Below are 25,884 nucleotides of genomic sequence, written 5' to 3'. Positions count from 1 at the left end.
CTTCCTTTAAACTTATACTTTCTTATGACGACCGAAATAACCACGTTTGGCCAACTCTAATTTGGCAATCATGCCTTTATGTACTTCATCTGGTCCATCAGCTAAACGTAAACTGCGTGCTTGGGCAAAGAAACCCGTTAATGGCGTATCTCTTGAAACGCCCGCACCGCCATGTAGCTGAATCGCCATATCGACTACTTTTTCTAATACACTTGGAGCGACTACTTTAATTGCAGATATTTCTGTTAAAGCAGCCATATTTCCTAAAGTATCCATTTTATAAGCGGCATACAAGGTTAAAAGTCTGGCTTGATCTATGGCTACCCTTGCATCAGCTACGCGTTCGAGGTTCCCACCAAGTTTTAAAATTTCTTTGCCAAACGCCGTTCTAGACATGCCTCGATCAATCATAAGCTCTAAAGCTTTTTCAGCAGCTCCAATACAACGCATGCAATGGTGAATACGCCCTGGTCCTAAACGACCTTGTGCAATCTCAAAACCTTGGCCAGCTCCACCAATAAAGTTTTCAAGAGGCACTCGAACATTATTAAAATGGACTTCACCGTGTCCATGCGGGGCATCATAGTCACCAAACACAGGTAACATCCGTTGAATTTCAACGCCCGCCTTGTCAATCGGTACTAAAACCATAGAGTGTTGATGATGTCGGTCTTTGGTTTCATCTGGGGTATGTGCCATAAAAATAATGACTTTAGCATTTGGGTCACCTAAGCCAGACGACCACCATTTCTTGCCATTTAAAACAATTTCATTACCGTCGATGAGTGCAGTGGCTTGCATATTGGTTGCATCGCTTGACGCGACATCTGGTTCAGTCATACAAAAAACTGAACGGATTTTTCCGTCCAATAAAGGTTCTAACCATTGCTTTTTTTGCTGCTCACTGCCATAGCGCCATAACAATTCCATATTTCCTGTATCTGGTGCATTACAGTTAAAAACGGTAGGTGCCAATAAGCTGCGGCCAGTTAATTCAGCTATGTGCGCATATTCTTGAACAGTTAACCCTGCACCCAGCTTTTCATCGGGTAAAAACATATTCCAAAGACCAGCTTGCTTAGCTTTAGATTTCAAAGTTTCTAAAAGCTCAGGCCATTGCCATTTTTTCCAGTTTCCATCTGGATTTAACTCATGAACTTCTTCCCAAAATTTTGCTTCGACAGGTTCTATTTCTTCTAAAATAAATTTTCTTGTTCGCTCGGTAAAATCCTGAGCTTTTTTTGAGAGTTCAAACATTCTTTTTCCTTTACATCATTATCTGGTCTTTACATCAACATAACTTGAAACTTAATATGAATGAAATGATTTTATTAAATACCATCACATGAATAATATTCATAACTTTCACGGTTTAGACTTAAGCTTTTTTCACCGAATTGATATCAATTTATATCCGCTATTTATCGCAATTTATGAGCAAAAAAGTATTTCAAATGCGGCAAGTAGTCTCAATATTACGCAGTCGGCAGCAAGTCATGCTTTACAACGATTACGCCAGCAACTTGAAGATGATGTGTTTATACGAGTAGGCAATAAAATGTCTGCAACGCCTTTTGCAGAGCAGATTTACCCAACTGTGAAGCAAGCACTTTTAACCATTCAAAACATTAGCCAACAGAAACATGTGTTCGACCCAACAAGCTTAAAAAGCTTAAAAATCGCCGTGCATGATGAAATTGAACCAATTATTCTTCCAAAGCTTGCTCAACATTTTCAAAATCTTAATTTAGATTTGCAGTTTGTTAGTATGAAGCTAGATCGAAAACATATTATGGCGGACTTGGCGACGCAGCAACTCGATTTCGTGATTGACCTAGAACAATACTTGTCTCCTAAAATTACCTTTGATCATTTGGTCACAGATGAGTTCGTCATTTGCAGCCAACTTAAAGAAGTCGATTTATCTCGTTATATTAATGGACGACACATCGGTGTTTCGTCACGCCGTACGGGCGCTTTGCTTGAAGATATTTATTTAAACCAACATCAGAAAATTTCAAGAAATGTATTTATGCGCTGTCAAAACTACTCAACGGCGTTACAAGTTTTGGGAGCTCAAGCCGACGCAATATTGACCATGCCTCGTATGATTTTGCAGCATTTATCTTATAGTCCTAAAATTTGCTTACATTCTCTACCTTTTGAGATAAGCAATATTAAAATGGGTATGTTTTGGCACGAAGATTTAAGGGATAATTTAAGACATCAATTTTTGCGACATGAAATTATTAAACTTTTTCAGTAAAGCAAATTGATCTACCAAGCTTCTATCGTACAAGGACCAGTAATGAGTAAAGATGAACGGATAATCCAGAATCAGGACAACAAAAAAACGATTCGTCATGAAGATTACATTGCTGGCATCGGTAAAGGCATGGCGATTTTAGATAGCTTTAGCAGTAATCAACATCGTTTAAACATTTCTATGGCGGCTGAAAAAACCGGACTCACCCGAGCGGCCGCAAGACGTCATTTATTAACTTTAGAATATTTAGGTTATCTTGAGTCAGATGGTCACTATTACTATTTAACTCCGAAAGTTCTTAAATTTTCAGGAGCTTATTTAGGTGCAGCTCAACTTCCAAAAGTGTCTCAGCCTTTATTAAATCTGTTGACTAACCAAACTTCTCTCATTTATTCAGTGATGGTGCTTGATGGTTATGAGGCCATTACCATTGCCCGTAGTGCTGCCCACCAACAAACCGACCGTGTAAATCCATATGGTTTACATTTGGGTAACCGCTTACCTGCTCATGCGACATCGGCGGGTAAAATTTTACTGGCACATTTAAGCCAGCAAGAACAATTGGACTGGCTTCAAAAATATCCTCTTCAGCGTCTAACCAAATATACGCATGTCGAAAATGATAAATTTTTAGAGTTACTAAAAGAAATTCGAGAGCAAGATTGGTGTTATTCACGTGAAGAACACGAATTAGGTGTTCATGCGCTTGCGGTACCAATTTATGGACAAGACTTTAAAGTGGTTGCAGCTTTAAATATTGTTTCTCCAACTATGAAAACAACTGAAGAATATTTAATCCAACACATTTTGCCTTTATTGCAAGAGACTTCGCGGGATTTAAGACAAGTTCTTTAAATCTTGCTTAGGCTATTTCACAAGGTGTCAATTTTATAATTAGCTTAGGCTATTCGGATAGATAAAAAAGATCCAGAATAACTGCTTAGGTTATTTTTCGAAGTAGTTGAAAGGTATTTTCAAATAACGGATACCATTCGATTCTGGTTCTGGAAAGTTTCCACCGTTCATATTAATTTGAATTGAAGGCAGAATTAATTTTGGCATTGCCAACGTAGCATCTCTTTCTTGGCGCATTCTTATAAATGAGTCTTTGGAAACTCTTTGGTTTAAATGAATATTGCTTTGCTTTTGAGTTCTAATATCTGTTTGACAGACATATTCATCACGGCCTTCGGGTTTATAGTCATGGCATAAAAACATGCGCATGTCGTCAGGAAGTGTATAAAGCTTTTGTACCGAATCATAAAGTGCAGCGGCACTTCCTTTAGGAAAGTCGCATCTAGCAGAACCATAATCAGGCATAAATAAAGTATCGCCAACAAAAACAGCATCACCAATCACATAGCTTAAGCAAGCGGGTGTATGCCCAGGTGTAGGAATGTTATAGGCTTCTATATCCCCTATTTTGAAATATTCATGATCTTCAAATAAATAATCAAAAGGCTGATTTTCATTGAATTTCTTAAAATCAAAATTATAAATAGCAGAAAATGTTTTTTGTACTACCAAGATTTTTTGACTAATCGCAATTGTACCACCCAATTGAGACTTTAAATATTTAGCCGCGGTCATATGATCGGCGTGTACATGGGTTTCTAAAATCCATTGTACTTTGAAGTTTTGCGCCAAGACATAATCGATAATTAAATCAGCATTGGTTGTTTTTGTAGTTGCTGAAGCTGCGTCGTAGTCAAGCACACTATCAATAATCGCGCATTGACGAGTCGCTAAATCTGCAACAACATAGCTAAAAGTATTGGTGTTTTCATCAAAAAAATCTTTTACTAGAGGTTGTTGCATAAGTTTAATTTCCTTTATTTAAAACTCGGTAAATAAACATTCCTAATAACATTGCGACAATAAAATAAAGCGCTTCAAAATGTCCTAATCCGATAAGTGTTAAAGCTGGCGCTGGACATATTCCAGCTATTCCCCAGCCTATCCCGAAAATCAAAGCACCAGCAATTAGCCTTTGGTCAATCTGTGTATTCATTGGTAATTGAATTTGTTCATTAAAGATTGTTTTAGGACTTTTTATAGCCTTTTGAAATGGAATAAATGCCACAGCAATCGCGCCTAACATTACAAACATTAAGCTAATATCCCACTGCCCAAAAATATCTAAGAAACCTAATACTTTTTCAGGATTAGACATGCCCGAAATCATTAAACCTAAAGAGAACAAACTACCAAATATAAAAGCCAAAATGTTTTTCATGACATTACCCCAAAACATGACGAACGATATAAACAGTTAACATGCCAGCGAACATAAAAACTGCTGTTGCTATCATGGAGCGTTTTGACAATCTGCTCATCCCACAAATACCATGACCACTTGTACAACCTGATCCAAGCCTAGTACCAAAACCAACCAATAAACCTGCTAAAATAAGAGCAAACATATTCGCTTTAATTTCAATTTCGGGTTGAAAAAAATAACCATAAATAAAGGGTGTAATAATTAATCCAGCAATAAACCAGAATGCAGAGCCTTTAAAGATATCTTTAGACGGATTAATGATTTGAGCAAGCAAACCACTAATTCCAGCGATGCGACCGTTTATATATAAATAACCGACTGTTGCAATGCCCAGTAGCAAACCACCTAAGAAAGCATAAACAATATTTGACATGTACTTACCCAAACAATATATGTTTTTATAATATGTATTATACGCTTATTTATTTAGAAATACTTAAAATAAAACTCTTAAGTCTATAAATATTCTTAACAAGAAAAAGCCCCAAATTATGGGGCTTTTATCGTTAGATTAAATCTTTAATGCCTAATTGTTCAGGTAACTTTTCCATAACTTTATTTAGTCTGTTGTTTGCTGGAGAAATACAACCTGTGTAATGGCTTAATTTTGTTTCCGTGCCATTAGGTTTAATCCAAGTAATGTAATAGCTAGACATGTCAGTTGCAGTTTGCTGGCAACCCGCAGTTTTTGATTGAGTTCCTGTTTGAGGACGATAAGTTTTTAATTCACTGGCAAGTTTTTGATAATCTTTTACACTACCTTGGATTTCTTTAACACCAAGTGTTTTTGTATATTGTTTACCTTCAAATCGAATTAAACCAGTAGGTGTTACTTCTACAGAGTATATTGGACATGCACCAAAACATGGACTAGAAGCATAACGAATTGTTTCTTGTGTATTAGGTGCTTGCTGAACAGAAGCACAACCCATTAAAGCTAAACCAGATAAAGTTGCAAGAACTAAAAATCTCATTACATCACCTATTATTATCAAGTGGCTTTAATCTAACAAATCATATCTAAATTGTCATTAAAGACTCATTTTTCGTCTCTTTATTTAGTAATGCTTAGGCTATTTTCAGATTTTTATAAAATTAGGATAGAATGCACATAAAAAAAGGCCCATCTTTCGATGAGCCTTAAGCCAATTAAAGCTTAAATTCCTGAAATACAAATTATTACTGGGTAGTAATAACCTGCGCCGACCATTCTAGCGTAATGCAATAAATTATATAAATATAATATAAATATATATTTACGCTCGTTTTTCCAACAAAAAAAACTGGTTTTTGATGATTAAAAACTGAATAATGTTTATTTTTAATTAAAATTCACGATCTTAAGTTAAACAAAACTTAATAAATTTTTAAAGTTTATTTATAGTTAAAACATTATAAAAAATTGCTTAATAGTTAGGCTATGACTAGTTTTCATGTCGAATCGTTTATAAGAATTTTCTAAGTTTAGTAATAACTTCAAGCACTTTTTTACTATTTGGTAAAGCTATCTAACTAAAAATATAGAATTTCCACAAATACCTTAATATAAAAAAGATATAAAAAAATAAGGGCAAAAGAAAATTTATCCTTTTGCCCTCTTTAATCACTTCTCTAAGCTATATGCGATTACATAATCACCGTGGTCAGGAGACTGACGTGCTCCTCCCGCAGAAACAACCACATACTGTTTACCTGTTTTAGGCGAAACATAACTGATAGGTGTTCCTTGGCTACCAACAGGCATACGTGACTTCCAAAGTTCTTTACCCGTAGAAGAATCAAAAGCACGTAAATAGTAATCTTGAGTTGCAGCAAAGAATACTAAACCACCCTGAGTTGCCATTGGGCCACCAATAGTCGGCATACCAATCGGTGCTTTCAAGCCCATCTTAATACCCATAGGTCCCGTGTCTTCAACTGTACCCAATGGTACTTGCCATGCAACTTGACGAGTTTTCATGTCAATTGCAGTCATGGTACCAAATGGTGGTTTTTGACAAGGAATACTTAAAGTAGACATAAAGCGGTTTTTATTCACTTTATAAGGTGTACCTTTCATTGGTACCGCGCCCATACCTGTATTTACTTTTTCACCGCCACTCGCCTGAATCTTGATATCTTCAGGGGTTTGTTTTATGAGTTGCACCCATAAACCAAGACGCATATCGTTCACAAACATATAACGATGAGTTGGATCAAAAGCAATGCTGCCCCAGTTCATACCGCCTAAAGAGCCTGGAAAACTTAATGAAACATCAGTGCCCGGTGCAGTAAATAAACCTTCGTAACGCATTGACTTAAAGTTAATACGGCACATAAGTTGATCAAACGGCGTTGCACCCCACATATCTGACTCGGTTAAAGTCTGATTACCAATTTGAGGCATTTCAACTGAACGTGGTTGAGTTAAACTGTATTGCTCACCCGGAATATTTGCCGCTTTCACTGGCTGCTCAATCACTTTAGTTAACGGTTTGCCCGTTACACGATCAAGAACAAAGAATTGGCCTGATTTGGTTCCAATCACAACAGCCGGTTTAGTCGTACCATCTTTTAATGGGAAGTCGACTAGACTTGGTTGCATTGGTAAGTCAAAGTCCCATAAATCGTTATGAACAGTTTGATATACCCACTTCTCTTTACCTGTTGTTGCATCAAGTGCTAAAACAGAAGTGTTGTACTTATGATCTAACGGATTACGGTTACCACCCCAAATATCAACAGATGAACTCCCCATAGGTAAGAACACTGTATTCATTTGTGGGTCATACGACATGGCGGCCCAAGAGTTTGCCGAACTACGTTTATAAGTTTCGCCCGGTTTTAGAACATGGTTAGGATCAGGATTACGTGGGTCAAATGCCCAGCGGAGTTTACCTGTAATCACGTCATAACCACGGATTACACCACCCGGCATATCCGCTGCTACGTTATCAGCAATACGGCTACCCACCACAATGGTTGTACCTGCAATCGTTGGTGCAGAAGTGACTTCAAAACGTGGAGCTTTTGTTCCATCGCCTAAGCCTTCGAGTAGATTAACTGTTCCATTCACACCAAAGTCTGCACAGCGCTCACCAGTATCCGCATTCACTGCAATTAAACGAGCATCTGGAGTATTGGTATATATACGGCGTGGACATGCTGTATTGGTCGCAACCGTAGTTACTGCATTCGCACCAGCCAAAGTTGGTTGAACAAGTGGTTTTGTCGAATCAAAGTATGCAACACCACGGCAACGTTCCCATGCATCGGCTTTAGAGTTAACTTCAGCTTTCCAGAGTTGCTTGCCCGAATCAGCATCGATTGCAAAAATGTTGTTATGTGGTGTACATAAAAAGACTTTATTTCCAATCTGTAGTGGTGTCATTTGGTCTTCAGCACCATTACCGCTACCCGTTGTAAAATCACCTGTTCTAAAGCGCCATGCTTCTTTTAGCTTATGAACGTTATCTCGGTTAATTTGATCGAGAGCAACAAAACGACTACCGCCCGTATCGTTTCCATAATTTTCCCAATTTACCTGTTTTTTAGCTGGGTCAACTGGTACTAAAGGTAGCTTTTCGCCCGAACTTGCTACTGTTGGATGCGGCTGGAACATTTGGTAAAGCGCAATCAACATACCGATAACAACTAGACCACCAACAGCATACGCTGGAGCTGCCGAACCGTTTTGAAATTGGTAACGTCGAATTGAAGGCAAAGTAAATAGCAAGGCAGCAAAAAGGCCAGCAGGAAACATTAAGCGCGAGAATAACGGCCAAAATTCCCATCCAGCGTCAACAAATGACCAAATTACCGTACCAACAAAAACAGCCGCAAAAATCCATACACTCAGTGCTTTTTTACGGAAAATACTAATTGCTGAAACTGTTATAAATAGTCCTGAGATAAGGAAATACCAAGAACCACCGAGAGATACTAGCTTTCCACCACCTACGATGTAAAAAACACCGGTAGCCAATAAAACTAGACCTAATATAAAACACCATATTTTGAATAAGATATGAAACTTAGAATCTGACTCAGACATAGATCCTACTCCACATATACTGAACCCGAATAGTTCAAGCATTTGGGCCAGTTAAACCATGTCTAACCAGCCATCATCATTGTTAAAAATTGACTTTCACACTCAGGCCCGCCACCCAAGCATCGTCAACCTCTTTTACACCAGCAGGTTGATGGATATATTGAATATTTGGACGCAACATGACAGCTGGAGACCATTGATAGGTATAGTTCAACTCGACATTTAGCTCGTCGTCTTGAATTGGAATATAGTTAGATGCGATCGGATCATAGCTATAGTATCCACGGCTTTCGTTTGTTGCGATTTGCTTATCTTTAGCACGATCATTGACTACATAATTGGCAATACCAAATCCAATCGAATCATTTGGACGGCTGTCAAATGGCCCTTTATACCAAAGTGCAAGTTGTTGAGTACTTTGAACAAAAGTCGTTGCTTTATCATTTACAACGCCATTAAAAGTTACGTATAAACCACGTTTTGGATCTTGGCCAGCATGGCTAAGTTGTTGCTGTGCATTAATCCAGAAACTTTGTTTCCCGTCATGAACCTTACCCGCGGTTTTAACATCATTCGCCTCTGCGGTTGAGTACAGTGCACCAACTTTATATTCACCCGGTAAACCATTAAATAGAGCAAGTTTTGGTTTCCATGCAAGCTCAACTGGTATGGTTGCACCTTTCACATTATTCATATCCAGATTAAAACCATCACTATTTGATGCTGTTTTAATATTGTCTGGATTGACCTCATACGCACCAATTCCAAAAGTCCACTCAGGTGCAAACTGATATTTAACGTTTGCACCCCAAATACCAACTGGTGAGTTATACCAAATTGAACCAATTGATTTTCCTAACTGCCCACCACAAAGCAATAAGTTCTGAAACTCACATTGAGAACTATTAAAATCCTCTGACATACCCATACGGCCAACTTTGACTTGTACAGTATTATCCGCAAAACCTTTTTTGATCCATGCTTGAGATAAGCGCCAGATTTTTCCACGACCATAAATTTCTTGCGCGTTACCTAATTGGCTAGAGCGTGGGTCTTTAATACGCTCTAAAGTAAGCGCATTACCATCACGTTTAGTCACAACGAGACTCGCTGTTGTATCTTTCCATCCAGCGATTTTTTCTAAATCAAAGTTTGCACCTAAAGAAAGCTGTGCAGCGTTTTCAAAAGTATTATTGTCATTGTAGCCACCATCTAAGTTTGTAGCAGCTTGGCTCATGATAGAAGCTGTAAATTTATAGCCTTGTTGCTCTAGCTGTTGGCGCTCGCCATTCCAATCACCAAGTAACCATTGACGGTCTTGCGACCACGGTTCATTTGCAAGAGCAAATTGGCTACCCATCACAGCAATCGTTAACACACTCAGTTTCATTAAATTTGGCATTTTAAATCCTTTTATCTTTTCTAAATGCGCCCCCTGTTTGAGGCGCTTTATTTGTTGTTATTTAATTTGCGTAAAGCCAAGCTCAGAAGTGGCGCCAAAGTGATCTGTTACATTCGCTGTAATTGATGCAACTTTGACACTTGGTTTCCAATTGGCTTTTGCGTTGCCATGTGTATCTGTAGCAACTGTTATTGTTCCTAAATATTGCTCAGCTTCTTTTGAAGTCGCTTTTTGGTTGCCAAAAAACTCAACTTGATAGCGCTGGTTTGGTAAACCATTAACCTCGATATTAACTGAATCATTATTTGCTGTTAACTTAGGTGCTTTAATACCCTGATTAGGTTGAGGGTTACAGCCTTGTTCATTTGGTTGAGTACAAGTTTTTTGTAGTTTAGATGGCTCAATCACTACACCGCCACCACGTGAACCAACAAAACCTTCATGTTCAAGTGCAGGTACACCAAATACAATTGCACCTAAACGCTGATTTGGCACACATGATCCACCAGCTTCACAGCGTTTAATATCTTTAGAATTGTCCCAAATTAAGTTTTTAGTCAATGTAATTCTTGCATTTGCATCTTTTTCTGAGCGAATGGCAACACCAATACGGTTACCATGAACTTTATTGCTATCAAGAATGTTGCCATCACCAGTCATATTTAGACCAATCGAGTTATTGGTCATTTCGTTGTAGGCAATATAGTTACGCTTGCCCCAATTAATCTGTAAGCCATCCGAATAATTTTCAAACTTATTACCAACTACAGCATTGTCATTGCCCCACAAGATTTCAATACCTTGTGAAGGCTCAGGGTTTACTTTAGTAGAAATAAAATGGTTATTTGCAATCAGGTTAAATGCAGCACCACGTGTTAGCTCTAAACCATCACCATTGTCTTGGAAAATGTTATCTAAAACTTTGTTGTTATTTGTAGTGGTTGCTGTCGGATTACCTTTACCATCATCGCCCGTAATCATGACACCAGCACCACCATAGTTATTACTAATACGGTTATGCTGAATAAGGTTATTGCTTGAACGATTAACCAATACCCCAATACAGAAGCGATGGATATCTAATCCTTTTAAAGTCACGTTATTGACATCACGTAGTACAAAACCCGGTAAAGTCATAGTACGAACATTGGTACCATACTGCTCAGGGTTTGCACCTGGGCATGCTTTTGCTCCTTCGCCTTTAATATAATTTGATCCATCAATTGCGATGTATTCACCAGTTTTATCCCACTCTGTACCAATAATTTTGACAGGTGCTTTAATTTCAGGAAGTGCGCTATTTAATTTAATCGCATAAGGTGCTTTGCCTACCGCCTGAATCAAAATATCACTTGCTTCACTTGGGTTAGCATTAGCTTGCTCAATTGCCCAGCGTAAAGAACCTTTGTTGCTATCATCTTGATACCGATCAACAACATAAGTTTGTGCTGCGGTTATTCCTGAAACCATTAAACCTAATGCAAGAGTAGTTAAACGTAATGTATTCATTTCATCATATCCTTATGATTTATGGGTTTGTTGGTTGAACGGTTTGTAAAATCTGTTTGAGCTTAGCCACATCAATTTGACCCGGTGCAGAAGCCTGACCAATCATGCCAAAGCTATAACTTCCGCCCATATTGGCAGTTGCAACACGAGAAATCGTACCTAATTGCCCCATCGACATTGTCAATAATGGCTTAGTGGTTTGCTGACTTACTTTTAAAGTGGCATTCATTAAAGTGAAGACGTCTTGTTTAGATTTAGGCATTACAGCGATTTTGAGAACATCTGCACCCATCTGATCTTGTTTTAACAAGCGTTTTTCAATTTCATCTTGGCTTGGTGTTTTTTGGAAGTCATGATTAGACATAACAACCAGCACTTTCTTTTGATGTGCTTTTTGAACAATTTCTGAAACTACTTTTTGATCACGGAACATTTCAACATCTAACCAGTCCATGAACGGATTTTTTAAATAAGCTTGATAAGTCTTCCCATAATCAGCATCGCTAATTTCGAGCTGACCACCTTCATTTTTAGTACGAATGGTGGCGATCATTGGCTTATGACCTAAAATCTTTTTCAATTCATGTCCTAATGCAATCACTTGTTTTGTATCACTTGCAAAACTGAGTAAATCGATACGAAACTCAGCTAAATCAGCATCTGCTGTATTTGCAATGACTTGAGCTTGAGCTAAAGCTTGCTCTTTAGTTTTTGCAGTGATCGGAACAATCGTTTTAACTGTTGTCATAGCAGGTTGTGTCTGGGCAGCCAAAGCAACAGGTTCAGCATTCACCTGTGCTACAAAAAATGGGAGTGTAAGCAAACTTAAGCTTAATAATGTTTTCATTTTCATATCATTCATCCTTAAAAAGGCTACACATATCCATGAATAATCAGGTGTAGCCTTAGGTGTTCCTTAAATATCAAAAAATACTGTTTCGTCATCGCCTTGAATACGAATATCAAAACGGTAAACAACTTCACCATTCTCTTCAGAACGTTTAGCAACAAGAGTTTGGCGACGCGGTGCCCACTCAATACTATTTAAGATCGGATCATTAGCATTTGCCTCAGCTTCATCGTCAAAATAAACACGTGTATGAAGACCTAAGTTAATACCGCGAGCGAAAATGACTAATGCAATATGTGGTGCCTGAGTTGAACCTTTACGGCCAACTGTCGCCCCCGGCTTAATTGTATTGAAGCTCCAAATACCTGTTTCAAAGTCAGCACCTGTACGGCCCCAGCCCTGAAATGCAGGATCAGCTTTTTGCTCACGTGTATCTGCCTGACTTGGGTAAATACCATTTGCATCAGCCTGCCAAATCTCGATCAGCACATCGCGTAGCGGTAAACCTAATCCGTCAAATACTTGACCTTCGAGACGAATGCGCTCACCTTTAGTCTGGTCTTGCACCAACTGGTTATTAAAGTTGTTTTCAAACACTTCAATATTTGCTTGTTGTGGCAATAACCCAATATGAACGTAAGGACCACCTGTTTGAGATGGAGTTTCTTTTAATTCCTGAAAATTCCAGTTGTTCATGCTCGTGCTCCTGATTAAGTCAATTCGTTTTCGAAGTAAGTCGCTCGACGGCCACGTAAAGTGATGTCAAAACGGTAACAACGGCTATCTGCTTCGATAAAGTTGTTTTTATCTTCTAGTGCAATCAAGGCACGACGTTGATCTTCAGAAGGAATTGTTTTTAAGATCGGGCAAGTGTCGATAAGAGTGTCGCCTTCAAAATAAAATTGCGAAATTAAACGCTGAGCCCAACCATCAGCAATTAAAGAGAAATGGATATGGGCAGGACGCCATTCATTAATACGGTTACGCCATGGATATGGACCTGGTTTAATGGTACGGAAAATATAAAAACCGTTTTCATCAGTTAAGGTACGACCACAACCACCAAAGTTAGGATCCATTGCACCAATAAACTTGTCGTTTGGATGGCGATAACGACCAGAAGCATTGGCTTGCCATACTTCTAGAAGTGCATTTTTTACAGGACGACCAAATTGGTCACGAACATAGCCATGGACAATGACACGTTCACCAATTGGTAAACCATCTTTGGCATAGTTCAAAATCAAGTCGTTATCTTTTGGACCGAACAAGTTTGAAGAAAAATGCGGCGCAGTAACTTCGGTTAGAGTCTCGTTAATAGAGATCAATGCATTTTTTGGCGAACGCAATACACTTGTTTTATAACCTGGCGTATACGCTGGTGGATGATCATCTGTATTACGTTGGGCGTAAGCACCCCAGCTATGTTGTGACATCTTTATCTCCTTAATCCTGTTCTTTCGCTGCAATTGGGTTTACTTCTATTCCCAACTCTTTAAAGACTTCTTCAGCCATATGCATTGCAGCGTTTGCCGCAGGTAAACCTGCATAGAGTGAACTGTGTAAGATCAACTCTTTTAAATCTTCTTTAGTTACACCATTGTTGAAACAAGCGCGTAAATGCATGCGTAGTTCATCTTCACGGCCAAGCGACAATAAAATTGCGATAGTGACTAAACTACGTGTATGACGCGGTAGGCCCGGACGAGACCACACTTCACCCCATGCGTAACGGCTAATAAAGTTTTGAAAATCTTGGTTAAAGTCATTTAAGTTTTGCAAAGACCGACCAACATGCTTTTCACCCAAAACTTCCGTCCGCACCTCAATGCCTTGTTTATAGCGTTGTTCATCATTCATCGTGATAGACCTCTATTAAGTTGCATCGGTATGCGCAACAAGTGATTTAACAAATACAGCAACAGCAGCAGCAGACGCCGGAATTAGTAATAAGCTAAGAATGGCAGTAAATGACCAATCATTACCAAGTAATACAGCCCCAATCCAAGCACCAAATACCGCACCGAAACGACCAATACCTGTCATCCAAGACACACCCGTAGCACGGCATTGTGTTGGATAGAAACGAGCACTTAAAGCTGGCATTGAAGATTGAGCACCGTTAATCGCAATACCTGCGCAAAGAACGAGTACAGCAAGTAATGTTGAGTTTCCTAAGCTTTGCCCAACAGCAATCGCAAATAGACCCGCAGCAAAGTAGAAAATGGCAATGACTCGGTTCGGGTTGAATTTGTCCATCGCCCAACCGATGAACAATGCACTTACCACACCACCGAACTGGAATAATCCACCGATAAATGCAGCACGTTCCATTGAAGCACCCGTTTCACGCATCAATGTTGGTAACCAGCTTGTAAGCAAGTAAACAACTACTAAGCCCATGAAATAGGTCAACCAAAGTAAAAGTGTTCCTTTCGCATAAGGTTTAGAAAACATAATCCCAAAGACATTTTTCTTTTGAGCTGTTTCAGTTTTCTCTTCAGGTACATGAAATGCAGTGGCATCTTGAACCTGAGTAGGTGCTATATGATTTAAAATTTTGCGTACTTTTTCTGGGTTTTTACCTTTAACAATTAAGAAGCGGTAAGACTCAGGTAAAACTAAAACCACTAGAACCATTAAAATTAAAGGTGACCAACCACCAAGTAAGAATAGACTGTGCCAACCGTAGGTCGGGATGAGCCAACTGCTAATAAAACCACCTGTTGCCATACCGAGGTTGTAACCACAGAACATACATGTCACGAGCAGTGAACGAATGCGAGTTGGACAGTATTCAGAAAACAATGTAGTGGCATTTGGCATCGCTGCACCCAAACCAATACCTGTCAAAAAGCGTAAAACGACAAGGCTATCTAAGTTGGTTGCATAAGCAGAAGCTAAGGTAAAACCACCAAATACAAGCATAGAAATAGCTAGAACAATTTTTCGGCCAAAGCGGTCAGCTGTTGGGCCAGAAACCAAAGCTCCAATAATCATTCCACCAAGTGCAGCACTCATTACTGGACCTAACTGAGAGCGATCAACACCCCAGTCCTGAGCCAATGCTGGTGCAATAAAACCCATTGCAGCTGTATCGATACCATCAGTAAAAATAATTAAGAAACAAATAATTGCGATCATCCACTGATACTTACTGAGTGGTGCATCATTAATTAGTGCTTGAGCATCGATACTTTTGTTTGGTGTAGCGTAATCCTGAGACGCCATATTTGCCTCCTTAAGGCCAATTCCTTTTAAACTACTAAGCTATTAGATTTGCTGAATAAACCTAGTCAATTCCTGAGTAAATCTTTGCGGTTGCTCAATATTAGAAAGATGAGATGCTTCCAATTTAGCAAGCTGACTATTCTTAATAGCCTTCTGCATAAACTCAGCATCGACTACTGTAGTTACTGGATCTTCCGTTCCTGCAATCAGCAACACTGGAATTTGAATTTCTCCAATTTCATCTCTCAAATCAGCATGTGCTAAAGCACGACACGCATTGGCATAACCTTGTGCTGGTGTGTTTGCCAGACTTTGAATCGTCGTTTGTGCAACTACATTATGTTGATAGTCGAATTTTTCGCTAAACCAACGTGTATGTGTGGTTTTTACCAATTCAGCGAGCCCATTTTGTTCTACTGATTCGGCACGACTTAACCACGCTTCAGCCTGTCCAATTTTGGCTGCCGAGTTCGCAACGGTAATACTTAGAAAGCGCTCTGGATAATGAATACCCAACCAAAGCCCTGTAATTCCGCCCATTGAAATTCCACAAAAATGGGCTTTTTCAATATCTAAGGCATCTAAAATATCAACCACATCTTCAGCTAAATTTTGTAAAGATGTTTCAGCGATCACATCACTTTCGCCATGACCACGTGTGTCGTATGTAATGACATTAAAATGACTTTTAAGCTCATCTACTTGCGGCTGCCACATTCCATGATCTGTTCCTAACGAGTTAGATAACACAAGTGCTGGAGCATCTTTTAATCCATCGGTATATACAGCGAGCTGTTTACCTTGTCGATTGGTTATAAGCTGTTTCACTTTATGTCTCCTCCCTGTGCTTCTTGCAGAACAGCATCAATTTGAGCTTGAATGTTGCCCAAATAGTTTTCTGCTTTAAATATTTCCAAAATTTCTGTTTGACTAAAATGTTCTTTTACTTCATCTAACTGACTAACAACCTCAGATAAATGCTGCTTTTGAGCCACGGCTGTTTTACAAGCTGCTTCAACAACATGATGTGCATTTAAACGTCCAATTTTTGGAGCAAGCGCCATCATCACAGCTTCTGCCATAATCAGCCCGTTGGTACACTCCAGGTTCTGCTGCATATGCTCAGTATTAACTTCGAAACCTTGTAAAACTTCACCAGTACGACTTAATGCTCCAGCACAAAGCTGAAAAATTTCAGGAACAGCTAACCATTCTGCATGCCATGCACCTAAGCTACGCTCATGTTCCTGCACCATGCTTTGATAGATGCTAGACATAAGTGCTGGTACACGATTTGCTGCTGCAAGTACTGAAGCTGCTGCAACTGGATTACGCTTATGAGGCATAGTCGATGAACCACCACGACCTTTCGCGGTTGGCTCAAACAACTCTGCAATTTCAGTTTGCATCATGAGCGACCAATCACGTGCCATCTTGCCCGTATTCCCAACAATCATGCCAAGCACACTTGCGATTTCTACAATACGGTCGCGCTCACCATGCCATGTACTTGTCGGTACAGTCAGATTTAGTTTTTTGGCAAATGCACTGACCACAGATGAACCTTGATCTTGCAAAGAAGCTAAAGAACCCACAGCCCCACCTAACTGAGCAGTAAACACACGTGATTTCATTGCATTTATACGATCTAAATCACGCTTAAATGCAGAAGCCCAACGAGCAAGCTTGTGTCCCAAGGTAATAGGCAAAGCTTGCTGTAACCATGTACGCCCAATCATGACTTGATAGCGATATTGCTTGGCTTGTTCTAATGCAGTCGCATAGCAGTGTTGAAGTTGAGCTTCTACAATATTCAACGCATCACGGCATTGCAAAATACAAGCTGTATCTAAAATATCCTGACTTGTTGCGCCCCAATGCACATAACGTGAAGCATCTTCATCAACATCTTTAACAATTGCCGTTAGTTGTTTTACGAACGGAATTGCAATGTTTCCAGCTAAGCCAGTTGCCACGGCTAAGGCTGAAAAGTCAAACTTTTCTATTGCTTGCTCAGCTACTTGGTTAATGGCGTTAGCCGCATTTTGAGGAATCACGCCAACTTGTGCCTGTGCTTGAGCTAACGCGACTTCAACCTCAATCATATATTTGATTAAAGATGAGTCACTAAAGATGTCGGTGACATCTTTTTGATAAAACAAACTGGCATATAACTGGCTCATGATTAGACTCTCTCAATAATCAAAGCAATACCTTGACCTACACCAATACACATTGAACATAAGGCATAACGACCACCTGTTTGTTCAAGCTGGTTTAAGGCTGTGGTCACGAGGCGTGCACCTGATGCACCAAGCGGATGACCTAATGCAATGGCACCACCATTTGGATTTACTTTGTTGCTATCGTCTGGCAAACCTAAATCACGGGTGACTGCCAAAGCTTGTGCAGCAAAAGCTTCATTGAGCTCAATTACATCCATCTGATCTAAAGTCAGGTTGGCTTGTTTAAGTAGTTTTTTAATGGCTGGTGCCGGAGCAAAGCCCATAATACGTGGTTCTACACCCACCGCTGTTGAAGCAATGATCTTGGCACGTGGTTTGAGGTTATAAGCCTGAACAGCATCATCGGAAGCAATCAGTAGAGCTGCTGCGCCATCGTTGATGCCTGAAGCATTACCTGCTGTTACAGTGCCATCTGCTTTAACCACAGGTTTAAGTTTGCTTAAAGCTTCAAGTGTGGTCGATGCACGTGGATGTTCATCGGTATCAATCACAACAGCATCACCCTTACGCTGAGGGATTTCAACTGCCACGATTTCTTTAGAAAAAAAGCCTTTGGCTTGCGCGCTTGCGGTGCGTTGTTGGCTCACCAAGGCAAACTGGTCCTGATCTGCACGATTTACGTTGAACTGTTCAGCGACGTTTTCGGCAGTCTGGGGCATGGTGTCTACACCATACAATTCTTTAAGTTTAGGATTAATGAAGCGCCAACCCATAGTGGTGTCTTCAATCTTCTGGCTACGGCCAAAAGCACTGTCAGACTTACCCATCACGTAGGGTGCACGGCTCATACTCTCTACACCACCTGCAATTACTAGATTTGCTTCACCTGCTTTAATAGCACGGGCAGCAATAGCAATCGCATCGAGTGAAGAACCACACAAACGGTTAATGGTGGTTGCTGGTACTTGATACGGCAAACCAGCAAGCAGTGCTGACATACGGCCAACATTACGGTTATCTTCACCAGCTTGGTTGGCACAACCATAGATCACATCATCGACGTGTTCCCAATCTACATTTGGGTTACGCTGCATGAGAGCTTTAATCGGCACAGCGCCAAGGTCATCGGCACGGACAGGTGCAAGGCCACCGGCATAACGACCGAATGGAGTACGGATGGCATCGATGATATAAGCGTTTTTTAATGTCATTTCCCTACTTCCTTACCCTTGAGTCGCATCAATCAAAGTTGCACCAGTCAAAGCCTGTAACTCATCAAAGCTAAGACCGTCAACTTTCTCAATCACCTTTAAACCATCTTTAGTCACATCAATCACACAAAGATCGGTGTAAATACGGTCAACACAGTGTTTCCCCGTAACCGGATAAGTCAGCTCAGCAACAATTTTCGGCTCACCTTGCTTGGTCACATGGTCTGTGGTGATAAATACTTTTTTAGAACCTACAGCCAAATCCATAGCACCACCTACCGCAGGAATCGCATCGGGAGCACCCGTGTGCCAGTTCGCCAAATCACCATTCGCTGCAACCTGAAATGCGCCAAGCACGGCAATATCAAGGTGACCACCACGCATCATCGCAAAGGAGTCGCCATGATGGAAAAAGCTGCCGCCTTCAAGCATGGTCACAAACTCTTTACCTGCATTAATCAGTTCAGGGTCTTCTTCACCTGCTGCTGGTGGTGGGCCAAATGCCAACAGGCCATTTTCAGAATGAAGAAAAATATCTTTGTCGTTAGGTAAGTAGCTTGCAATCTTGGTTGGTAGGCCAATACCTAAATTTACATAGGCACCATCTGGAATATCTTGTGCCACACGTTTTGCAATCTGGTCACGGCTGAGTTTCTGGTAGCTCATGTTATTTCTCCTTATTGCTTACTGTGCTGGCGCTACTTGTACAACGTGTTGTACAAAAATACCTGGGGTGATGATGTGTTCCGGGTCTAGTCCACCCAGTTCAACCACTTCAGAAACTTGAGCAATGGTGACATCCGCAGCCATGGCCATAATCGGGCCAAAGTTACGTGCAGATTTACGGTAAACCAGATTGCCCCAGCGGTCGCCCTTATAGGCTTTAATCAAGGCAAAATCAGCCTTGATCGGATATTCAAGTACGTAATCTTTCCCATCAATCTCGCGAGTTTCTTTGCCTTCGGCCAAAAGTGTTCCAAAACCTGTTGGTGTAAATACAGCACCTAAACCCATACCAGCAGCTTGAATACGACACGCCAGATTACCTTGTGGAACCACTTCAAGCTCAACTTTCCCAGCACGGTACAACTCATCAAACACATAAGAGTCTGATTGACGTGGGAAAGAACAAATCACTTTTTTAACTGAACCGGCTTTAAGAAGTTTCGCCAATCCATAATCGCCATTACCGGCATTGTTGCTGACAATGGTTAAATCTTTAATACCCAGTTCAATAAGACCGTCAATGAGTTCAGCGGGTTGTCCTGCGGTACCAAAACCACCAATTAGAATGGTTGCACCATCTTTAATTTGCGATAGAACCTCGCTTAGAGAGGACTTACTTTTGTCAATCATTAGACAACTCCATTGTGCTCATTGAAGAAGAGAAAGGTAAGAAAATAGGCACACTGGGGTAATAAGATAGATAAATATTTCACTCAATCCCGAGTGTTTCCCTTAGATTTCCCTTTTGATTATTTTTGATAATTTTCAGATTTTGATCTAGTAAGCTACATACACTTTTGTTCGATTTAGGATTTTTTTGTTCGACTATCGAACATTATCTAATTAAATTACATAATGATGTTATCTACTTCCGCTATAAAAAAATATAAATTATTTTGAATAGATGTGTAGAAATGAAACGTATACTTAGGCTATTTTAAAATAAAATAGCCTGCTATTAAGTATATAAAATATTAAGATTGTGATTGCAGAATCAAACGCGCAAGTTCTAAATCATCGGGATAAGTAATTTTTATATTATCAGACCGTCCCATAACTACATGTACGCTCTCCCCCATAAACTCAAGCGCGCTTGCCTCATCAGTAATAGTCAAATTATTAATTAGCGCTTGTTCAATCGCCTTTTTAAGTGTCCCAATTTTTGCAATTTGAGGCGTTTGAGCCTGCCACAATAACTCTCGACTTACCGTTTTATTAATCTGCTGTTCTTTATCTACAAGCTTCAACGTATCGCGCACAGGAATTGCCAAAATAGCACTTTGATTTGAACTTATCGCATGCAAAACAAGAGCATTTAAGCAATCAAGGGTTACACAAGGTCGTGCAGCATCGTGTACCAACACCCAATCATCTTCATCTGTAATTTGTGACAGATAATTTAGCGCATTTAAAACCGAATGGACTCGCTCAGCACCACCATTACAAAAATGTGCCTTATGCTTTTCGCTAAAAGCTAAAGTAGAAGCAAGAGTATCCTGCGCACCAATTGCTAAGACATAGCCAGCTAATGGAAGCTCAGCTAAACGCTTAACAGTATGCTCTAACACTGTCACATCTTGAATATATTGATATTGCTTTAATTCAGTTTTGGAAAAACGACTTCCTGAACCAGCAGCAGGAATAACTGCCCATAGTTTAGTCTGGGATATCTGGTGATGGAGGTGTCTCATTAGTTTCCAAATCTACTTTAGCGTTCGGGTCAATATAAATAGGTTTATAATTAGTACTGATCGTACTCATTTGAACAAATGTTTCGTGAGGCTTAACCAAACCAAGATCCAGACGAGCATGTTCTTCTATCGCTTCCGTACCATTTTTTAGGTCGAAAACCTCAGCTGCCAAAATACGGTTTCGCTCTTTAAGCTCATCATTTACTTCAGCTTGTTGTTGAATTTGCTGCATAAGTGCTTGATGAGGAAAATAACCCCCCTCACCTAACCAGAACTGATATTGCAATATAGCTACTAAAACAATAACCAATAGCAAAATAAGTTTGCTTGAAGTGGATCGAAATACTTCTAACATAGCATTAAGAGCTTTAATTAAAAACTTTATTAAGTTTTTGTATTGTATGACAATTTACAAGCGACATGCAAAATTCCTGCAACATTCCTGCAAAACTATGAATGGCCATATTACTTTAAATTGACCATTGTGACGTGTTTCATTTTGTCAAAATTAAACTCAATTGGAAAGGAAAATAATGTTTATAAACACAACTGTTTATAAATCAATCTATGCATATAAAAGTTACTGTTAAGAATGATTAAAAACTGCCAATATCATCGAAAAACCAGCAACCACCAACATACAATCTAGCAATAAATCAAAAGTTTTCTCAGACATCTTTATTACAAAAGTTTTACCAATATAATTACCAATAATTAGAGAAAAACCAACAGCAACTCCCGCAATTAAAATATTTTGTTTTAAAACGCCTAGTGCACCAAAAGTTAAGCTTTTTGTTACGTAGATACCAAATGAAGCGGCAGCCTCAGTCGCCAAGAGAGCTCCCTTCGTTAAACCGAAACCATTAAAAACTGGGAGTAATAAGGGGCCTGTCGAAAAAACAACACCTGTGATATAGCCCAGCACTCCCCCAGCAATGACCATTTGCCATGAACTAAATTTAAAACTATGACGTTTGGCATAATGCCTAATCGGTATTAAACAGAAGAAAAATACACCTATACATAAGTTAGACAATACTGGTGACATCACCCATAATGTATTGGCTCCTAGTATCGTTGCTGGTATGCCCAAACTTGTAAATAAAAGAAATGCTCTAATATTAAGCTCTTTACGCCACATTATCACACGTGAAATGTTCCCCATAATTGCAGCAATTGCCATAATAGGTACAGCAAGTTTGGCCCCAAAAATATAAGCAAGAATTGGTAATAAAATAATTGATGATCCAGTTCCAACCACTCCACTAATCAGCCCTGAAAGAACTCCAATAAAAGCCAGTGCCACATAGATCATAGGCCAAACCAAAATAATTATTCTTAAGAGAATACAATAATCCATGTATTAAAATCGCACTACGAATTTCATTTATTTTTAATTAATACACGATCACACATCTTTTGTACTTTTAACCAATAACCACTTAAAAACTATAGTTTTTTGATTTTTATTTTGCTATGAATTTTAAATCTACCCTATATCTAAAATTTGAAAAAGCGAGATAAAGATGGATCTTTCTAATATTTTTATTGGTGATACCACATGGGGCTTTGCTTTAGAAATTTTAATAAGATGCACTGTCATGTTCATTATTATCATTAGCTTTTTAAGACTATCTGGTAAACGTGGTATTCGATAACTCTCTTTATTCGAACTGGCTATCATTTTATGTTTAGGATCTGCAGCTGGTGACCCTATGTTTACTAAAGACGTTCCAATTGCACACGCTTTAGTGGTTTTTGTTGCAATCCTCTTTTTATATCGCCTTATCACTTGGGGTATGGTAAAGCACAAAAAAATTGAAACATTGTTAGAAGGAAGAGCTCTTTGCGTCGTCAAAGAGGGTCTTTTGGTCTACAAAGATTTTCAGAAACAAACATATTCTCACGATGAATTTTTCTCAGAAATGCGCCAGCAAAACGTAGAACATTTAGGTCAAGTCAGAACAGCCTTACTTGAATCCGATGGCATTTTGAGCTTACTTTATTATGAGGATGAAGATGTTAAATGGGGACTTCCTTTATTCCCAGATGCCTATCATAAAGCTGATGTACTTAAAATTAATACTTTTTATTCTTGTATGAAATGTGGCGAGACTAAGGTTTTAAATAAACTCGATCAACAATGTTCTCGTTGTCATCATCATAGTTGGGCTGAATCTTTAAAAACTCGGCGTTTAGGATAAATAAAAAAGTGCTATTTCTAAGAAGTAGAAATAGCACTTTTATTTTAAATATTAATTTTTCATCAATATTTAAATAAGCAAAGCATTATTCAAAAGATTAGTTTAAACCTTTGAACTCAGCTTTACCGCGGTAAGCCGCTTTAGTCATTTCTTCAATACGAAGCAATTGGTTATATTTAGCAACACGGTCAGAACGGCAAAGTGAACCAGTTTTGATTTGACCAGCTGCAGTACCTACTGCCAAATCAGCAATAGTTGAATCTTCTGTTTCACCAGAACGGTGAGAAATAACAGTTGAGTAACCATTTGCTTTAGCAAGGTAGATTGCATCTAAAGTTTCAGTCAATGTACCAATCTGGTTGTATTTGATAAGAATCGAGTTACCAACTTTCTCATCAATACCACGTTGTAAAATCTTAGGATTAGTTACGAATAAATCGTCACCAACCAATTGGATTTTATCACCAAGAATTGAAGTTAAGTAGCTCCAACCTTCCCAATCAGACTCGTCAAGACCATCTTCAATCGAGATAATCGGATATTGATTTACAAGACCAGCTAAGTAGTCTGCAAATTGATGACTTGTAAATGCACGGTTACCTTCACCTTCTAAAACGTATTGACCGTTTTTGTAGAATTCTGAAGATGCACAGTCAAGTGCAAGCATCATATCTGAACCAGCTTTATAACCAGTTTGTTCAATTGCTTGAAGAATTACAGTAATTGCTTCTTCGTTTGAACGAAGGTTAGGCGCAAAACCACCTTCATCACCCACAGCAGTATTCAAACCTTGTTTCTTTAAAACTGATTTTAAAGAATGGAATACTTCAGCACCAGCACGCAAAGCTTCAGCAAATGAAGTGAAGCCTACTGGCTCAATCATAAACTCTTGAATATCAACAGTGTTATCTGCATGCTCACCACCGTTCAAGATGTTCATCATCGGTACAGGCATTGTCAAAATTGTTTGACCACGAAGATCTGCGATGTATTGGAAAAGAGGAAGTTTCTTTTCTTCAGCAGCAGCACGCGCAGCAGCCAATGACACAGCCAAAGTTGCATTAGCACCTAATTTTTCTTTGTTTTCAGTGCCATCAAGCGCAATCATTGTGTTATCAATGTCTTTTTGCTCAAAAACTGATTTACCCAACAAAGCATCACGAATTAACGTATTAACGTTATTAACTGCTGTACGAACGCCTTTACCTAAGTAACGTGATTTATCACCGTCACGCAGTTCTAAAGCTTCACGAGAACCAGTTGAAGCACCAGACGGTGCACATGCACGACCAACAACGCCAGATTCTAAAATTACGTCTGCTTCGATGGTTGGGTTACCACGAGAGTCCAAAATTTCACGTGCACGAATGTCAACGATTTGGCTCATGAACAATTCCTCTGTTGAATGAATAACGAGATGCAGATTACTGCATCAATGGGTGTCTAACTTTTTGAATCCTTTAACTAAAGTATCCAATTCTTTTATTTGCGCCAAGAATGGCTCAAGTTGTGACATACGTAATGCACAAGGTCCATCGCATTTTGCATGTTCTGGATCTGGATGAGCTTCCAAGAATAGCCCAGCCAAGCCAGTTGCCATTCCAGCACGTGCTAAAGTTGTAATTTGAGCACGACGACCACCTGCCGAATCAGCACGACCACCAGGGGTTTGCAACGCATGTGTCACATCAAAGAAAACTGGCACATTCATTTCTTTCATGATGTCAAAGCCAAGCATATCTACAACAAGATTGTTATAACCAAATGCTGAACCACGTTCACAAAGAATGAGTTTGTCATTTCCTGCTTCTAAACATTTGTGCAGAATATGACGCATTTCATGAGGTGCTAAAAACTGAGCTTTCTTAATATTAATGATAGCTTGTGTTTTTGCCATCGCTTCAACAAGATCAGTCTGACGACTTAAGAAAGCAGGTAACTGAATAATATCGGCTACTTCTGCAACTGGTGCAGCTTGATATGGCTCATGCACATCAGTAATGATCGGAACATTAAAATGCTTTTTAATATCACCTAACCATTCAATACCTTTTTCAAGTCCAGGGCCACGGAATGAATGTAGACTAGAACGATTTGCCTTATCGAAACTCGCTTTAAAAACATAAGGAATTTCTAAACGTTTGCAAATATCTACATACGTTTCTGCAATTTCAAAAGCTAAATCTTTTGATTCAAGTACGTTCATTCCGCCAAATAATACAAATGGCAAATGATTTGCCATTTGTATATCGCCTAAACGTACAACTTCTTGTGGTTTTAATTGTGACATTTAA

25 protein-coding genes and 1 pseudogene are annotated in these 25,884 nt (G+C 39.3%); 3 read left to right on the top strand and 23 right to left on the bottom strand.

Going from position 1 to position 25,884, the window contains the following annotated elements; genetic code table 11:
* Positions 1-12 precede the first annotated feature (12 nt).
* Complete coding sequence (locus tag ABFY81_RS00780) at positions 13-1,257, bottom strand: acyl-CoA dehydrogenase family protein (protein ID WP_263613824.1); 1,245 nt, start codon at positions 1,255-1,257, stop codon at positions 13-15.
* 88 nt (positions 1,258-1,345) lie between these two features.
* On the opposite strand from ABFY81_RS00780, the gene ABFY81_RS00775 reads away from it, so the two are divergent.
* Both ABFY81_RS00775 and pcaU read left to right on the top strand, forming a co-directional pair.
* On the top strand, positions 1,346-2,266 hold the full coding sequence (locus ABFY81_RS00775; RefSeq protein ID WP_347912779.1) for a LysR family transcriptional regulator: 921 nt from the start codon (positions 1,346-1,348) through the stop codon (positions 2,264-2,266).
* Between the two features lie 42 nt (positions 2,267-2,308).
* Positions 2,309-3,121 carry an IclR family transcriptional regulator PcaU gene (gene pcaU, locus ABFY81_RS00770; RefSeq protein ID WP_004701378.1) on the top strand — a complete coding sequence of 271 codons (813 nt, stop codon included), beginning with the start codon at positions 2,309-2,311 and terminating at the stop codon, positions 3,119-3,121.
* Positions 3,122-3,211: 90 nt separating this feature from the next.
* Here pcaU and ABFY81_RS00765 read toward each other — a convergent pair whose 3' ends face one another.
* From ABFY81_RS00765 to ABFY81_RS00670, 20 genes are all read right to left on the bottom strand, one after another.
* On the bottom strand, positions 3,212-4,084 hold the full coding sequence (locus ABFY81_RS00765) for an MBL fold metallo-hydrolase (protein WP_347912778.1): 873 nt from the start codon (positions 4,082-4,084) through the stop codon (positions 3,212-3,214).
* Between the two features lie 4 nt (positions 4,085-4,088).
* The gene (locus ABFY81_RS00760) at positions 4,089-4,502 is read right to left on the bottom strand and encodes a DUF6691 family protein (RefSeq protein ID WP_100193549.1); all 414 of its coding nucleotides are present in this window, start codon (positions 4,500-4,502) and stop codon (positions 4,089-4,091) included.
* A gap of 4 nt (positions 4,503-4,506) precedes the next feature.
* Positions 4,507-4,920: a YeeE/YedE thiosulfate transporter family protein gene (locus tag ABFY81_RS00755; RefSeq protein ID WP_019458806.1), complete on the bottom strand. Its 414-nt coding sequence runs from the start codon at positions 4,918-4,920 to the stop codon at positions 4,507-4,509.
* A gap of 133 nt (positions 4,921-5,053) precedes the next feature.
* On the bottom strand, positions 5,054-5,521 hold the full coding sequence (locus ABFY81_RS00750) for a DUF6438 domain-containing protein (protein WP_004701369.1): 468 nt from the start codon (positions 5,519-5,521) through the stop codon (positions 5,054-5,056).
* Between the two features lie 629 nt (positions 5,522-6,150).
* Positions 6,151-8,580: a glucose/quinate/shikimate family membrane-bound PQQ-dependent dehydrogenase gene (locus tag ABFY81_RS00745; protein ID WP_347912777.1), complete on the bottom strand. Its 2,430-nt coding sequence runs from the start codon at positions 8,578-8,580 to the stop codon at positions 6,151-6,153.
* An 82-nt stretch (positions 8,581-8,662) separates the two neighbouring features.
* Positions 8,663-9,982, bottom strand: a complete 1,320-nt coding sequence (locus ABFY81_RS00740) for a carbohydrate porin (protein ID WP_347912776.1) — start codon at positions 9,980-9,982, stop codon at positions 8,663-8,665.
* 57 nt (positions 9,983-10,039) lie between these two features.
* Complete coding sequence (locus ABFY81_RS00735) at positions 10,040-11,491, bottom strand: right-handed parallel beta-helix repeat-containing protein (protein WP_151761696.1); 1,452 nt, start codon at positions 11,489-11,491, stop codon at positions 10,040-10,042.
* Positions 11,492-11,510: 19 nt separating this feature from the next.
* Positions 11,511-12,338: a type I 3-dehydroquinate dehydratase gene (gene aroD, locus ABFY81_RS00730; protein ID WP_347913398.1), complete on the bottom strand. Its 828-nt coding sequence runs from the start codon at positions 12,336-12,338 to the stop codon at positions 11,511-11,513.
* A gap of 69 nt (positions 12,339-12,407) precedes the next feature.
* A complete protein-coding gene (pcaG, locus tag ABFY81_RS00725) occupies positions 12,408-13,037 on the bottom strand; it encodes a protocatechuate 3,4-dioxygenase subunit alpha (RefSeq protein WP_039249896.1) in 630 nt (209 codons plus the stop codon).
* Between the two features lie 14 nt (positions 13,038-13,051).
* Entirely contained in the window at positions 13,052-13,777 is a 726-nt protein-coding gene (pcaH, locus tag ABFY81_RS00720) for a protocatechuate 3,4-dioxygenase subunit beta (RefSeq protein ID WP_000077913.1), read from the bottom strand.
* A 10-nt stretch (positions 13,778-13,787) separates the two neighbouring features.
* Positions 13,788-14,201, bottom strand: a complete 414-nt coding sequence (pcaC, locus tag ABFY81_RS00715) for a 4-carboxymuconolactone decarboxylase (protein WP_004701356.1) — start codon at positions 14,199-14,201, stop codon at positions 13,788-13,790.
* Between the two features lie 15 nt (positions 14,202-14,216).
* Positions 14,217-15,572: an MFS transporter gene (locus ABFY81_RS00710; RefSeq protein WP_019458798.1), complete on the bottom strand. Its 1,356-nt coding sequence runs from the start codon at positions 15,570-15,572 to the stop codon at positions 14,217-14,219.
* A 42-nt stretch (positions 15,573-15,614) separates the two neighbouring features.
* Positions 15,615-16,400: a 3-oxoadipate enol-lactonase gene (pcaD, locus tag ABFY81_RS00705; RefSeq protein WP_191009992.1), complete on the bottom strand. Its 786-nt coding sequence runs from the start codon at positions 16,398-16,400 to the stop codon at positions 15,615-15,617.
* Positions 16,397-17,755, bottom strand: coding sequence for a 3-carboxy-cis,cis-muconate cycloisomerase (gene pcaB / locus ABFY81_RS00700; protein ID WP_347912775.1), 1,359 nt, complete (start codon positions 17,753-17,755; stop codon positions 16,397-16,399). The genes pcaD and pcaB overlap by 4 nt, the downstream gene beginning before the upstream one ends.
* Before the next feature lie 2 nt (positions 17,756-17,757).
* Positions 17,758-18,969, bottom strand: coding sequence for a 3-oxoadipyl-CoA thiolase (pcaF, locus tag ABFY81_RS00695; protein ID WP_347912774.1), 1,212 nt, complete (start codon positions 18,967-18,969; stop codon positions 17,758-17,760).
* A gap of 12 nt (positions 18,970-18,981) precedes the next feature.
* Complete coding sequence (locus tag ABFY81_RS00690) at positions 18,982-19,635, bottom strand: 3-oxoacid CoA-transferase subunit B (protein ID WP_347912773.1); 654 nt, start codon at positions 19,633-19,635, stop codon at positions 18,982-18,984.
* An 18-nt stretch (positions 19,636-19,653) separates the two neighbouring features.
* Positions 19,654-20,325, bottom strand: a complete 672-nt coding sequence (locus tag ABFY81_RS00685; RefSeq protein ID WP_004701345.1) for a 3-oxoacid CoA-transferase subunit A — start codon at positions 20,323-20,325, stop codon at positions 19,654-19,656.
* 344 nt (positions 20,326-20,669) lie between these two features.
* On the bottom strand, positions 20,670-21,386 hold the full coding sequence (gene ispD, locus ABFY81_RS00680) for a 2-C-methyl-D-erythritol 4-phosphate cytidylyltransferase (protein WP_004701344.1): 717 nt from the start codon (positions 21,384-21,386) through the stop codon (positions 20,670-20,672).
* Positions 21,352-21,741 carry a cell division protein FtsB gene (gene ftsB, locus ABFY81_RS00675; protein ID WP_004701341.1) on the bottom strand — a complete coding sequence of 130 codons (390 nt, stop codon included), beginning with the start codon at positions 21,739-21,741 and terminating at the stop codon, positions 21,352-21,354. Before ftsB ends, ispD begins: the two co-directional genes overlap by 35 nt.
* 231 nt (positions 21,742-21,972) lie before the next feature.
* The gene (locus tag ABFY81_RS00670) at positions 21,973-22,701 is read right to left on the bottom strand and encodes a sulfite exporter TauE/SafE family protein (RefSeq protein ID WP_039249882.1); all 729 of its coding nucleotides are present in this window, start codon (positions 22,699-22,701) and stop codon (positions 21,973-21,975) included.
* A 211-nt stretch (positions 22,702-22,912) separates the two neighbouring features.
* On the opposite strand from ABFY81_RS00670, the pseudogene ABFY81_RS00665 reads away from it, so the two are divergent.
* Positions 22,913-23,590 (top strand): annotated as a pseudogene (locus tag ABFY81_RS00665) (YetF domain-containing protein).
* Positions 23,591-23,687: 97 nt separating this feature from the next.
* Here the strand turns inward: ABFY81_RS00665 and eno are convergent.
* Both eno and kdsA read right to left on the bottom strand, forming a co-directional pair.
* On the bottom strand, positions 23,688-24,977 hold the full coding sequence (eno, locus tag ABFY81_RS00660; protein WP_004701335.1) for a phosphopyruvate hydratase: 1,290 nt from the start codon (positions 24,975-24,977) through the stop codon (positions 23,688-23,690).
* A gap of 45 nt (positions 24,978-25,022) precedes the next feature.
* Complete coding sequence (gene kdsA / locus ABFY81_RS00655; protein WP_004701333.1) at positions 25,023-25,880, bottom strand: 3-deoxy-8-phosphooctulonate synthase; 858 nt, start codon at positions 25,878-25,880, stop codon at positions 25,023-25,025.
* Positions 25,881-25,884: the final 4 nt, after the last annotated feature.

Source organism: Acinetobacter sp. WA-87, from assembly GCF_039938935.1.
GTDB classification, from domain to species: Bacteria; Pseudomonadota; Gammaproteobacteria; order Pseudomonadales; family Moraxellaceae; genus Acinetobacter; species Acinetobacter seifertii.
The sequence above is the reverse complement of the archived record's forward strand: the minus strand, read 5'-3'. Positions and strand labels throughout refer to the sequence as shown.